Consider the following 12439-nt stretch of genomic DNA (forward strand, 5'->3'; position numbering starts at 1 on the left):
CTTACCAAATACTTTAGTATTTTTTTTCCAAATTAGGATAAAAAAATACTTGTACTTTCACGGGTTTTTTATGTTATAAACCCGTGACTCCAAAACATAACAACAAAACTCTAATTGGAATTACCGGATCCATTGGTTCTGGAAAATCCACTGTACTTGCTATGTTTGGTGAATTAGGCGCAGAAACCATTAGCTCTGATGCCATCGCACGTACTTTCACAGAACCGAATAGCCCTGTCATTAAGGAACTCGTTCAAATTTTCGGTGACGTTATCTTAGATACAAACGGGGCACCCATTCGCACCAAAATTGCAGAACTTGCCTTCTCCGACAAAACAAAGTTAAATGCATTAAACGAACTCATTCATCCCTTGGTCCGCAAATCCTTTTCAGAATTCCTTAATTCCAGAAAGGATGGAAGTATCATTGCCTGGGAAGTTCCCCTCTTATTCGAAACGGATGCTCATTCCATTTGTGATTTCACGGTGACTGTGGCTGTGAGTCCGGAAGTGGCATGGGAAAGGGTAAAAAGCCGCGGGGGAATGGATTATGAAGATTTCCAAAAAAGAAATCTTTCTCAAATGGATTTAGAGAAAAAAAAGTCTCTCTCTGATTTTGTCGTAACTAACGATAATCAAAGGGAGAAACTAAAAGAACAAATTGTCATCATCGATTCAGAAATCAAAAAAAGGATTAAAAAATGAAAGAAAGAGTATTTTACGTAATTAACCTAGACAAACAAAGAATTGGAGTTTTATCCCTCTTTCTCTTTGCACTTTTCTTTTCTATTTTTTTCCTTGGGGTTTCTGTAGGACGCGGGAAACAAGAAGAGGCACAAACTTTTCAGAAAAAAAGTGAACTGACTCAAACGAACCCAGAGACAACGGAAACCACAATCCCAGCACCAGTAGCAACTAACGGAACAGAGGCAACTGTTGGAACCAATGCGGCCTCTTCTCTTGTCCAAGGAACCAAATCCAAAGAACAGACAATCGCTTCCCAAGAGATTCCAATGGCGGATGTCGGAAACCATCCTTACTTTGTAGAAACTTCTACTGCAAAAGATGAGGAAGAAGAGAAAAAACAACAAATTGTTGATTTGACAAAACGAAAAGAAAAACAAGCGGTTAGTGCAAAACAAGAAGAACGATTTAAAAACTTGGCTCCCACTGCAAAGTCTTCCAAATCACAAAAACTTCCTTCGCAAGTATCCAAGGTTGATAAAACAGATGGAAAACAATTTACCATCCAACTTGCTGCTTTTGCCAGCAGACAATCTGCAGAAACTTTTTTATCACAACTAAAAGCAGATAACAATGGTAAGCTGCCAGCTAAATCTTTTATCGTTGTAAAAAATGGATTCTTTGTGGTGCAAATGGGAAAATCCAAAGACAAAGGATCTCTTTCCAAAGTTCTCTCAAAAACTTCTATGCCAAAAGAAATTAAATCTAAGGCAATGGTTGTCAGTTACCAACCGTTATCATAAAAAGAAAGATCGTCAAAAACCTTGGCCTTCGGCTTTCCTAAAGAACTTAGGAGAGCCTTTTTCTACCCTACCCCAAACTCCAAATGAGAAATGAATTGCAAATTTGTAAGTTTTAGATTGTCTAATCCTTAGAATGGAAACAGAGGAAACTCCCCATCATAGCCTTACCTATGGAACCAGTAGGCTTGCACCAAGTATCAGTCTTGTGGACAGGGCCAAAGAAATTGAATTGGCAGAAGAATCTGTCCAACTTCATTTACATGGAAAACTGGAAGTCATTGCAGGACAAATCCGTCGCCTGAAAGAAGAAGCAGAACTCATTTTAAAACGTGCGGAAAAAGACATTGAACTTCATAAAGCCCGTTGCCAGTTTGAAAAAAAACCAGGCCAAACCATTCATTTATATGAAAAGGAAAATGGTTCTTATTTTTCTCTCCTTTCTCCTAAAGATTGGGGAAACCATCCTCCACATTCCTACAAAGGTTCTTATATCATGAATCCAGATAGAAGTTTCACAGAAGTATTTTTAGATTCCAAAGAATAACACCTAACTTTGATTCCATTTATAAAATTGAAAATCAAAGTGATCCTCAGATGGTTTGGAATTTTTTTACAGGGAGGGCCAATTAATTTTGGATTAAAACCTTACCCCGATGATCATACAACCTGGTCGGAAGAATTAAAACTCACTCTCCCTATACTTTCTTCTCCTTTCAAAGAAGGAAAACTCCATAACCTTCAAGTTGCTATCGATAAGATAAACAACATGGTTTTGTATCCAGGAAAAATCTTTTCTTTTTGGTATGAAATCGGGGAACCCACAATCAAAAAAGGATTCAAAGAAGGGCGTGTGATCCGAAAAGGTCAAGTCAGTTCTGAAATTGCAGGTGGACTTTGCCAATTGTCCGGAATCATTTATTATTTATCCTTAGAGTTAGGATTAGAAATCTTAGAACGATTCCCCCACTCCCGGGATTTATACAATGAAGACACAAGGTTTACTCCACTGGGAACAGATGCATCCATTGTCTTTCCAACAAAAGATTTACGTATCAAAAACACTTTGTCTTTTCCGCTGCATTTTTCTTGGGTCCTTTTGGAATCCGAACTTACATTTCTCATCCAATCGCAATCACCACTCAAACGTAAAAACTTATATTTTAAACAAACAGAAAAAAATGGATATTCGCATGTCCAAGTTTTTGTAGATTCAGAAACTGATGGCAAACCGAAACTTTGTTCTACCGATGCCTATAAATTATAAAAAACTTGGTTTTGTTTTATTTATTTTTCTTTTGATTGTATCTTTACAACTTGCAGTGCAGTTGAGTTCTCCTTTTGCTTACGGGGCCGATGGATATTATTATGCAGCACAAGTCAATTCCTACATAACTAAAGGTAGGTTCTTTAGCCCCGATTCCTCTCCCATTTTGTATGGACTGGTTTTATTTTCCAAACTGGGAACAAACATCGTCATCACAAATAAAGTATTTGTTTCTTTACTGGTAGGATTTTTGTTTTTAGCAGGATACAGATTAGCATTCGCACTCATCCAGAATTTTTTCCAATCAATCCTTTTTGGACTCCTCCTTATTTCCTCTTCCTTTATCCCTCATTTCAGTTTTAATTTTATTAAAAATCTAGGTGGGATTGTTTTTTTTATCTTATTTTTAACTGAACTCTGGATTTTAGAAAACCTAGAAAACAAGAAAAAGCGAATCCATTATTTACGATTGGCACTCTGTTTTGTTTTGGTGTTTCTTAGCCATAAAATCACAGCGGGGCTTTCTTTACTTCTTTTATTGCCTTGGATTTGGAAACAAGTTCCCCTTTCCAAACAATTTCGTATCCTCATCCTTTTCGGATTCCCTCTCAGTTTGGTTGGCCTTAGTCTTTTATTTCCCAATGTTTTACACTGGAAGGATTTAAAAACTGTTTTATGGGAAGATTTAGAATTTCAATTTCTTTCTCCTTTTTATAAGTATTCACAGATTTTTCCCGAATTTCTATGGGAACAAATTCTTTTCTTTTTCTCTCCATTGTTTTATTGGAGCACAAGAGCAAATCTAGATAAAAAATCAAAAACATTCTACGACAAACTTGTTATCTTATTTTTTCTACTTTCACTACCTATCTTCAGTTATAGGGCTTTTAGTTTTCCATTTCGATTGTTTTTATTAATTTTTATTCCAGCAAACCTTCTACTACTCCCTAGTCTTTCAAAAATCAAATCGAAATTAGCAATTGGAACCTTATGTTTGTTTTTGTTTTTCTATCAATGGTTTTCGATGAACCGAGAAAAAGATTTTAACAACCAAGATTATAAATTATATTCGATTTTACTTCCTTTGTTCCAATTTCCTAAAGAATCTCTTATCATCGTTCACCAAGGTTTTGATTATTTTATTTGTTACAATAAGGCGGGCGATGCGTTTCATTTTCTGCCGGAAGAGAAACACAAAGGAAGACCAATTTATAGAATTGTATATGGAGTATCGGCCACTGAGTATAAAAAATACCTTCCCCTCGAAACCAAAATTCAATATTTACCTGGATTTTATTCTGTTCTGGAAGAAACAAATTGGCAGGAGTTTTTAAAACAACTTCCTGCCGAATCTAAAAAAAGAATTTTAAATTGGAAAAACCCACACACACATCGAACGAGTATGATGTTACGGAATGAATCCTTTAAGGAGAAGAATAAGAAGATTTAGTAAATGCATATTCGCTTTTACAAATTTCCTCTTTTTCCTTTTTTTCATGCAGTAACAAAAGATTGTCACCACAAACTGCAAAGTAAATGTCCTCTTTTCCAGCTACTGGATAGGTACTTAACGAAACCAGATATTCGTCAGAATCGGTATATTCAAAATAAGCATTATTGTAGGCAGTTCTTTCTTCTTCCGTTTGCGGAAATTGAATAAATACCGATGGACGAATCAACCTAGATTTTGTATCAAAAACTAAATGGTCAGAATATACATCAAACACACCTTCTAACTTTTCGTTAATACCTGAATACTGATTGAACTTTCGATATATAAAATTTTCCCCATAAAACTCAATGGTATCCGTACATTCCAATCTATCTGGCATTTTACAAAAAACAAAATTTCCCTGAACCGCTGCCATCATAGCATCTCGTGATTCTACTTTAGTATTGGAAAGATATCCACCAAACACCCAACCAGTGATTTCCTTGGATTGAACCTTATACCAGTAAGCAGTCAGTCCATCAATGTCCATATCATTTTCTGATTTTTCTAAAACCTTAACTTCATCACCTAGTTTTAGTTTTCCCACTTTTTCTCCATCGAGCGTCGGAGTTTTTCTGGCATTAAGAACTGTAGCTGATATAAAGGCATTTTTACCCACTTCAATGGTTGGAGACTTTTTACACTGGAATATAAAAAGGAGGGTAATTAAAATTAGAAACAGATTCTTCATGAAAGAAAGATTGGTTTAAGGGAGAAAATTTGGCAAGAAAAAATGTTATCAACTTAAAGAAAGAATTTCACCTAACAAAATTTAGATGAAACTCAGTAAACTTAAATTTTATTTTGTAAACAAAGAAGCCAATGAAGAAAGTTGAGAAGTAATATCGCCACCCGGCTCTTTTCCATCAGGAGAAAGTTTATCAATCACCATTGGCAATAAATTCCCAATGAGACCTGCTGTAGCTTCTGAATCTAAACCTACTTTTTTTGCAAGTTCCTGAACAGAATCGCTCCCTAAAACCTTCAAAACCTCGGCCGCACTTATATTTACATTTTCTCCAGTTCCAACCCAAGAGGAAGCAGCTTCTGCAAATCCTTTGTCTTTGAACTTTTGGACAATTCCTGAAACTCCCCCGTTCTCTTCTATAATCTTCTGGATACCTGATACAACTTGGGGATTGTTTTGCACTAGCTCCACTGCCTGAGCTGCGACGGCTTTCAAACTTTCAAAAAAACTCATTGGCAAACAATGACTTAGAGAATTCCAAAAGAAAAGATATTTTTTAAAAAAAGGCCAATCCTAGGTTTTGACACCTTCTCTCATTTTCTTTTTTTAGAAGACAATAAATTATTGCAATCACATCCGCTACTTACAAACATCAATCCAATGTTAGTTGTATTATACCATGAAATTTAGACCATCCAACCAATTTCTGACCTTACGACTAATGACAATTGGAATTGCTTTATTTTTAAGCAATTGTTGGGCAAATCCCTTCACTCATCCGCCAATTGAATGTTTGATGAAACTTTCTAACTCTCTCTGTCCTGATAAAAATCTTTTAGAAAAATGGTCTCCTTTCCTTTTTTTATCACTACTCCCAGAATCCAGTGTAACGATCTCTAACCTTACAGACCACTCCCTTGTAGAAACAGGTTTTGTTGTGGGAACGGCTCCTACCGGCCATCCCTTCGTCAATGTTTGGACCGATGATATCCTACATACGCAAGTTCCCATCATCGATGGAACCTGGCGTTATCCCTTGCCAGCAAAAGCAGTTACAAACACCTTTTGGACCTATGGAAGTCTCCATACGATCTCGGTACATTTACCATTCGAAAAACCAAAAACCATCCAAGTGCGAATGGGAACTAACCATGATACTAATGGAGATGGGTATCCCGATTTGATTGTGTCGGCAAGTCCGAATTCAACCTCACAAGGGTATGCTTATATTTATAAAACAGATCTATCAACTAAACAATTAGAAACGATTCCAAATACGACACTGACAGATGGAGCGCTGAGTAATACATACTTCGGCTCCAAAATTAGTTCTGGCGACTACAATGGCGATGGATATGCTGATGCAATCATTGGTGCACAAGCGTACGGATTATATCCAGGAAGAGCTTACCTTTTTTTAAGTCGAGGCGAATCAGGAATCTCTTCTCAAAATTTGAATTCTGGAGGGGTGGCCGATACTATTTTCTCTGGAGTAGCAGGTTCAGGAAGACTTGGTAGTTTTATCGTTAGTGGTGATGCTAATCACGATGGGTACGACGATGCCATTTTTACATCACCTTGGAATCTGAGTGCTTATATATTCCATAGCCAAGGTTCAAGTGGGTTTACTTCACAAAATACAACCACTGCGAATTTCTCTTTTATTTCGACTGCAGGAGATAATTTTGGAAGCCATTCGGTTGCAGGAGATGTTAATGGAGATGGTTACCAAGATTTAATTGTTGGGGCACCACTCTATTCCTCTAAAATAGGTCGGATCTACGTATTTGTTTCCAATTTAGGAACCTTGCCAACAAATCCCCAGCAGTATTTAAATCCTCCACTTGGTCCATCCGATTGCCCAGGAGCAAACGGTTGTCAGTTTGGATCTAATTTTGTATTAGATTATTTCAATTCCGACAAATGTATTGATTTAGCTGTTGGGGCCTATGCTTTCAATACCAACCAAGGAATCGTATTTGTATACCATTCCACTTGTGATGCAACAAATCCCTATTCAAATCCACCGGTGGCAACATTCGTAGGCCCTCTCACAACAAGTTGCAATGCCACTAATTGTTCTTTTGGAGGAACTATAGCATCCGGTGACACAAATGGTGATGGATTCCCCGATTTACTGATTGGAGCCACGGGCGCTAGTTCGGGAATCGGTGACGTTTATCTAGTGTTAAATGATCCTATTACTGGATTTCGCAATATGAACCTAAGTGCTGGGGGAGCAGCGGATAGTTTATTTTCAGGTTCGATTGCGAATCGTAACTTTTCTCAGGGACTTCAGTTTCAAGACACCAATGCGGATGGCCTCCAAGATATCGTCATCTCGGAACCACTTACCACCAATCGAGTGTATACTTTTCATAGCATTCGAGGTCGTGTGCCCGCAAGCCAAAACTTAAATGGAACGGGGGTAACAAACCAAACACTTTCCCCACCAGCAGGAACTTCCTTGGGAAATGCGATTGCCGAGTGGAGAAAGAAGGCAGAAGATTATCTTTGGGCATTCGTTGCAAAAACTAAAAAGTATTTTGTATGGATCTAGTTAAAAGTAGATGGAATCGTGTCCACTGGCCGCCTCGCGATCGTTTGGTGGTTTAAAAATCAAACGGTTTATGCGACCGCGCTTTACGCTCCAATCTTTTGCGAGTGCAAAAGGATTTCCGCACGTAGTCATTGTTACTTTCAAATTTATCTCAGAGATTGATCTCTGCATCAAATAACGTTTTGCTCACGTTGGATTCGTAACACTCATCCACCAAGTCAAACCTTCGGTTTGCTTGTATCCTAGCTCCTATGGTCGCTGCGGATTAATCGCTGGCGGGGGCCTCAAACCAAACCATACTTAATTTTTGGAATGGAACCCCATCCGGTTTCCTTCAGAATCAATGATTAAAGCATAGTATCCCATCTCTGGATCAATTAAGGTTTTTGGTAAAAGTATTTTCCCACCATTTTTCTCTACTTGGTCCAAAGCCGGTTGTAAGTCCATACCAAGATTCAAATAAACTAATACACCATTTTTTGCAGGAGTATAATCTTTTCCTTTGACAATTACAACATTGACCGATCCATTTTCTGCTGGTAATACACCCATTTCCGTATCACCCATAGTCATTCTTTCTATAGCAACACTGAGGATAGCTTGATAAAAGGTTATAGCTCTGGATAAATCAGAGGCGGGAATTTCCACAATTGATATTGTATTTTTCATTCTGTTTTCACCAACTTTCTCTGTAACTGCACCAAATTGACTTTCTTCTTTACAAGATGTCAATCCCAATCCCCACAATAAGATTAACGTTGTTATGATGTACTGTTTCATTTACTATTTTTCCTTTTGATGGCATTACGATACAATAGAAAGTAATCTACAAATTGTAAAAAAACGACATTTCAATCGTTTTTGTAAAATAATGAAGAAAGCAACATTCCATCATCGCCAATAAACTGTTTTGGACTTAAACCTGTAAATTCCTTAAAATCTTTAATAAAATGAGCCTGATCAAAATAATTACTTTCATAGGCAATATCAGTTAATTTTCCTGATTGCCTGTGCATCAGAATTTTTAAAGCCGCTTGTATCCGAATAATTTTTGCTAACTTCTTGGGACTGAGTCCAATTTGTTTTTTAAATTTTCTTTCTAGTTGCCTTCTGCTTAAATTTCCTTCACCCAAAATTGTATCTATGGAATCATAACCCTTAGATTCCAAGATAGTATCGATGGTATTTTTTAGGATTCGATCGGAAGTAATTTTCTCTTGGAGTTTTGTTGTAAAAAAATCTTCCATAACTCGAATGCGAGTGGGTGTATCGTAAGTCTTACGAATTTGATTCTCTAGTTCTTTCGCAGAATCGAATCCAAACAATTGATCAAGAGAAATTTCCCGGTTTGCATAATGATCCATAGGTTTATCAAAAAAATTAGCGATGCCATAAGGAAAAAATCTCACAGAAAAAGTGTTCACAGATCCCGTAGGTTTTATATAAAACGGTTCGGTGATTTGGCCTATAAAACAAGCCCACGGTTGAATCACAAATTCATTGTCATTCGAAAATCGCTTTATTGGATCTCCAAAATTAAATGCCAATTCCATACAACCGTCAGGGACAATTCGTTGTTTGGAATAAGGACTCGAATCCACTACAACTAATGTCCAAAAACATTTTATCAAAGAACTCAAATCAGGTGATGGAGAAAATGTTTCGTAAATCAAACAAGTCTCCCTTTGAGGAAAATTTTCATGTTTTAAATGTTACACTTTTCAGTTAAATATTTTTACATCATTTTGCAAGATAAAACGGCACCATCCCACTGAACTTTACAAACGGTCGAGTTATTATCATTCAGGATATTACACACAAAGTATAATTTCATTGCCTCAGCACAAGACCTGGAACCTACTCCTGAATTTTCTGGTGACTTACATCCAGAAAAAACGACAACAAATAGTAGTATCAATTTGAATGTTCGGATTGTTTTAAAGAAGAGTTGTTTTGCGGGCGGAGGGACTTGAACCCCCACGCCTCTCGGCGCCAGAACCTAAATCTGGTGCGTCTGCCAATTTCGCCACGCCCGCATTGTGGTTGTATAAGCAGGTTTTTGTACTAGGGAAATCTGTCTAGTGAGTTTTTATGATTCACTTGCCTTTGTTTTGAATTTTTATTCTCATGTCAGATACCAATAGGACAAATCCCATGAACATTCTGGAATTTATGCAAAATATCTCTACGCAAGTCTATTTGCGGGGCGATGTGATCTTTCGCGAAGGAGATCCTCATGATGGAAGTATGTATTGTGTGATGAGTGGAATGTTTGCTGTCACCAAACGACTGCCAGATGGAAGCCAAGAGATCATCAAAGGACTCGGCCCTGGAGAGTTTTTTGGAGAACTTTCGCTTCTGACAAGAAGGCCGAGGGCTATGACCATTAGTGTGGTATCCACCAATGCTAGGGTTGGAATTTTAAGAGAAGACCAATTCGAAAAACTGGCTCGCATCAACACACATTTTTTATTCCAACTCACAAAAAGTACCGTAGAAAAACTCCATAGGGCTGAAGCAAGGCTTACCGAACTGGACAAACTTTTAGAAGAAATCAAAAAGGAAGAAGAGAAATGAACGTCGAACATTTACGAAAGTACATCACCGAAGTAAGGATAAATCATTTCTCTGAAGGAACAAAAGTATTTTCAGAAGGCGAAGACTGTAACGGAAAAATGTTTTTTGTATTTGCAGGGGAACTTAAAGTTTTCAAACGAAAAGCAAACGGTGAAGACCATTTTGTAAGAAATATCAAACCAGGAGAATTTTTTGGGGAGATGGCGCTGGTTTTTCCTTCTCCAAGAGCCGCCACCGTTGTTGCAACTGCCGAAGACACAAAAGTAGGTATCATTACCAAGGATATTTTTTTTGCAATGGGAAAAGAAAGTCCTGGATTTTTATCTGTCATTTTGCATAGCATCATTGGTCGCCTAACTTCTGTCGAAGATATGATCTCGGAAAGACAACAAGAATTACATACCATCATCAATGGGATGACCGCTCTCCAAGCAGAACCCACTACCACAGAATCTGTCATAACCAATGAGGAGAAAACACAGGATTCGGAGTAAGTAAAAGTCAATGTCTAGGAGGAATCCCCATTCCTTCTTACGTTTCCTTTTAAAAATAAGTTGACTAAATCCCTAAAGTCGAGTTCCATTTGCGGGTGACTTTGCGGTTCTTCAATTATCCCATTCCAGTTCTCCTCGTAACCCTCGGTTTTCTTGCGGTTCCTATTCTGAATGTCTATATTACGGCATCCTTATATGATTTGGATTTAGACCATTTTACAATGATTCTTTCTAGAATCCAACCGTTACAATATGTACTCTCGGGTCTCAGTGCCATCATCGCCTATGGGCTTTTTGCCAAAAGAAAGTTTGGTTATTATCTTTTCCTATGTTTTGCCTTACTCATCCTTACTTACAATGTTTGGATGGTTCTTTCTGTAACACTTGGTAAAAAAATCTTTCTTGCAGGGATTCGCATCCATACTGCCGACATCATCTGGAATATGGTTACCACTACCATTTTGTTAGGGACTGTCTTTTATTTTTTACGTCGAGAAATCGCAGCACCTTATTTAAGTGGAATGCGACGCGGATGGAGAAGCAAATATAGAGAAACACATCCCGTTCCCTTCCATTGGACTAATTCTGACGGGGAACGCGAAGGTGATGGACAAACCATCAATATCTCTCGCAACGGAATCCTAATCCCCATTCCTCCACACCACTTTCTAAATGTAGGAGACCCAATCAATCTCCTCTTAAAGTTAGAAAAAGAAAATAGAGAACCTGTCTCCATCTCCGTACAAGCAAAGATCGTACGCATTGATAAAGAAAGTGACGGATCTGAAATTGCGGGAGTCCAACTTTCCTTTTTAATCAATCAAAAAGAAGAAAAACAAATTTATGAAGCTTTTTTAGTTAGAGTGTTTGCTCCGAGATATCCTGTTTCTAATCCAGTAAACTTCACTGGAAACGATAACAAAGTAAACCAAGGCACTTTACTCAATGTTTCGATGGAAGGATTGTATATTGAAACCAGTTCCGTTTTAGAACAAAATCAAAATTGTAATGTAAAAATCCAAACTAGATCGGGAGAGATTTCTGTATCAGGTGTGGTTCGTTGGTCAAACCCACAAGGGAAATATGGAAAACCCAGTGGATTTGGAATTCAAATTGATACAATCGAAAACAAAAACCTTTTCCGTATTTGGATATGGAAACAACGATTTAAATTATTCCACGGAAGGTAAATCTTCCCAAAACAAAGATTCAGCAAGTTCTGCATCTCCAGGACTTGTGACTTTGATATTATGATAGTCGGTTTCGACTATCCCTACCCTTCGGTTTCCCATCCAAGTGCAAAGGTCAGTAGGATGTTTTTTGAGATCAGAATCCAATCCTTCCGCTAATAATTCCTGGATCATAAAGCCCGCAATGGACTGCGGTGTTTTTACCGAATACACTTCGTCTCTTTTTAATGGTTCTTCTGTGTAGTTTGTATGAATGCGAACACGAACCAAACTCTCTGTTGATTTTGCTACAATACTAGCTCCACCAAAAATTTTTGTTTGTTCCACTAACTGGTAAAGTTCGTTTTGTTTGAAGTTTGGTCTTGCCACGTCATGGATAAAAATAATATCCTTAGTGTCATAAGAAATGGACTGAAGTCCACATAACGTAGACAGATGGCGGCTTTCCCCACCAGGAACAATCCTATCGTTCCCTTCCAGTAGATCATCCAACTCTTTTTCCGTTTCTAAAATCCAATCGGGATGAGAAACTACGGTTATGGATTTGATCAGTCCAAATTTTCGAAACCGTTTGACCGAATGCCTAAGAAGTGACTCACCTTTTACTTTTAAAAACTGTTTGGGAACTTCCGTTCCCATCCGCGTGCCTGTCCCACCTGCCAGTAGGACACCGTACAAATTGTTCATT

The 12439-nt window shown here is 37.8% G+C and carries 14 protein-coding genes and 1 tRNA gene; 9 read left to right on the forward strand and 6 right to left on the reverse strand.

Going from position 1 to position 12439, the window contains the following annotated elements; all coding sequences use genetic code 11:
* Positions 1–83: 83 nt before the first annotated feature.
* The 5 genes from coaE to EHQ31_RS04635 all read left to right on the forward strand — a co-directional run bounded on the left by coaE (position 84) and on the right by EHQ31_RS04635 (position 4200).
* On the forward strand, positions 84–704 hold the full coding sequence (gene coaE, locus EHQ31_RS04615) for a dephospho-CoA kinase (RefSeq protein WP_135569990.1): 621 nt from the start codon (positions 84–86) through the stop codon (positions 702–704).
* Positions 701–1486: an SPOR domain-containing protein gene (locus tag EHQ31_RS04620; protein WP_135569991.1), complete on the forward strand. Its 786-nt coding sequence runs from the start codon at positions 701–703 to the stop codon at positions 1484–1486. The genes coaE and EHQ31_RS04620 overlap by 4 nt, the downstream gene beginning before the upstream one ends.
* Before the next feature lie 133 nt (positions 1487–1619).
* Positions 1620–2030 carry a DUF2452 domain-containing protein gene (locus EHQ31_RS04625; protein WP_135569993.1) on the forward strand — a complete coding sequence of 137 codons (411 nt, stop codon included), beginning with the start codon at positions 1620–1622 and terminating at the stop codon, positions 2028–2030.
* A 9-nt stretch (positions 2031–2039) separates the two neighbouring features.
* Positions 2040–2750 carry a VanW family protein gene (locus EHQ31_RS04630; RefSeq protein ID WP_135569995.1) on the forward strand — a complete coding sequence of 237 codons (711 nt, stop codon included), beginning with the start codon at positions 2040–2042 and terminating at the stop codon, positions 2748–2750.
* Positions 2707–4200, forward strand: coding sequence for a hypothetical protein (locus EHQ31_RS04635; RefSeq protein WP_135569997.1), 1494 nt, complete (start codon positions 2707–2709; stop codon positions 4198–4200). Before EHQ31_RS04630 ends, EHQ31_RS04635 begins: the two co-directional genes overlap by 44 nt.
* On the opposite strand, the gene EHQ31_RS04640 is transcribed toward EHQ31_RS04635, so the two are convergent.
* Complete coding sequence (locus EHQ31_RS04640) at positions 4175–4933, reverse strand: SH3 domain-containing protein (protein ID WP_135569999.1); 759 nt, start codon at positions 4931–4933, stop codon at positions 4175–4177. The genes EHQ31_RS04635 and EHQ31_RS04640 overlap by 26 nt on opposite strands.
* Before the next feature lie 108 nt (positions 4934–5041).
* The gene (locus EHQ31_RS04645; RefSeq protein WP_135570001.1) at positions 5042–5443 is read right to left on the reverse strand and encodes a YidB family protein; all 402 of its coding nucleotides are present in this window, start codon (positions 5441–5443) and stop codon (positions 5042–5044) included.
* A gap of 166 nt (positions 5444–5609) precedes the next feature.
* Between EHQ31_RS04645 and EHQ31_RS04650 the strand changes: the two genes are divergently transcribed.
* Positions 5610–7490 carry an FG-GAP-like repeat-containing protein gene (locus EHQ31_RS04650; RefSeq protein WP_244247265.1) on the forward strand — a complete coding sequence of 627 codons (1881 nt, stop codon included), beginning with the start codon at positions 5610–5612 and terminating at the stop codon, positions 7488–7490.
* Positions 7491–7790: 300 nt separating this feature from the next.
* On the opposite strand, the gene EHQ31_RS04655 is transcribed toward EHQ31_RS04650, so the two are convergent.
* The 3 genes from EHQ31_RS04655 to EHQ31_RS04665 all read right to left on the reverse strand — a co-directional run bounded on the left by EHQ31_RS04655 (position 7791) and on the right by EHQ31_RS04665 (position 9526).
* Positions 7791–8270 (reverse strand): VOC family protein, encoded by a 480-nt coding sequence (locus EHQ31_RS04655; RefSeq protein WP_135570003.1) that lies wholly within the window; start codon positions 8268–8270, stop codon positions 7791–7793.
* A gap of 71 nt (positions 8271–8341) precedes the next feature.
* On the reverse strand, positions 8342–9163 hold the full coding sequence (locus EHQ31_RS04660) for an AraC family transcriptional regulator (protein WP_135570005.1): 822 nt from the start codon (positions 9161–9163) through the stop codon (positions 8342–8344).
* 281 nt (positions 9164–9444) lie between these two features.
* Positions 9445–9526 (reverse strand) — tRNA-Leu (locus tag EHQ31_RS04665).
* Positions 9527–9644: 118 nt separating this feature from the next.
* Between EHQ31_RS04665 and EHQ31_RS04670 the strand changes: the two genes are divergently transcribed.
* The 3 genes from EHQ31_RS04670 to EHQ31_RS04680 all read left to right on the forward strand — a co-directional run bounded on the left by EHQ31_RS04670 (position 9645) and on the right by EHQ31_RS04680 (position 11751).
* Entirely contained in the window at positions 9645–10067 is a 423-nt protein-coding gene (locus EHQ31_RS04670) for a cyclic nucleotide-binding domain-containing protein (RefSeq protein ID WP_135570006.1), read from the forward strand.
* On the forward strand, positions 10064–10561 hold the full coding sequence (locus tag EHQ31_RS04675) for a Crp/Fnr family transcriptional regulator (protein ID WP_135570008.1): 498 nt from the start codon (positions 10064–10066) through the stop codon (positions 10559–10561). The genes EHQ31_RS04670 and EHQ31_RS04675 overlap by 4 nt, the downstream gene beginning before the upstream one ends.
* Before the next feature lie 95 nt (positions 10562–10656).
* Complete coding sequence (locus EHQ31_RS04680) at positions 10657–11751, forward strand: PilZ domain-containing protein (protein WP_135570010.1); 1095 nt, start codon at positions 10657–10659, stop codon at positions 11749–11751.
* Here the strand turns inward: EHQ31_RS04680 and EHQ31_RS04685 are convergent.
* Positions 11734–12438: an IspD/TarI family cytidylyltransferase gene (locus tag EHQ31_RS04685; RefSeq protein ID WP_135570012.1), complete on the reverse strand. Its 705-nt coding sequence runs from the start codon at positions 12436–12438 to the stop codon at positions 11734–11736. The genes EHQ31_RS04680 and EHQ31_RS04685 overlap by 18 nt on opposite strands.
* Position 12439: the final 1 nt, after the last annotated feature.

Origin of the sequence: Leptospira montravelensis, from assembly GCF_004770045.1 — a bacterium.
In the GTDB taxonomy this organism is placed as follows: Bacteria; Spirochaetota; Leptospiria; order Leptospirales; family Leptospiraceae; genus Leptospira_A; species Leptospira_A montravelensis.

Bases quoted from the DNA above. Each gene is read 5' to 3' on its own strand.
- EHQ31_RS04625 (WP_135569993.1), top strand. From the start codon at position 1,620: ATGGAAACAGAGGAAACTCCCCATCATAGCCTTACCTATGGAACCAGT.
- EHQ31_RS04685 (WP_135570012.1), bottom strand. From the start codon at position 12,438: ATGAACAATTTGTACGGTGTCCTACTGGCAGGTGGGACAGGCACGCGG.
- EHQ31_RS04620 (WP_135569991.1), top strand. From the start codon at position 701: ATGAAAGAAAGAGTATTTTACGTAATTAACCTAGACAAACAAAGAATT.
- EHQ31_RS04675 (WP_135570008.1), top strand. From the start codon at position 10,064: ATGAACGTCGAACATTTACGAAAGTACATCACCGAAGTAAGGATAAAT.
- EHQ31_RS04650 (WP_244247265.1), top strand. From the start codon at position 5,610: ATGAAATTTAGACCATCCAACCAATTTCTGACCTTACGACTAATGACA.
- EHQ31_RS04670 (WP_135570006.1), top strand. From the start codon at position 9,645: ATGAACATTCTGGAATTTATGCAAAATATCTCTACGCAAGTCTATTTG.
- EHQ31_RS04640 (WP_135569999.1), bottom strand. From the start codon at position 4,933: ATGAAGAATCTGTTTCTAATTTTAATTACCCTCCTTTTTATATTCCAG.
- EHQ31_RS04645 (WP_135570001.1), bottom strand. From the start codon at position 5,443: ATGAGTTTTTTTGAAAGTTTGAAAGCCGTCGCAGCTCAGGCAGTGGAG.
- EHQ31_RS04655 (WP_135570003.1), bottom strand. From the start codon at position 8,270: ATGAAACAGTACATCATAACAACGTTAATCTTATTGTGGGGATTGGGA.
- EHQ31_RS04635 (WP_135569997.1), top strand. From the start codon at position 2,707: ATGGCAAACCGAAACTTTGTTCTACCGATGCCTATAAATTATAAAAAA.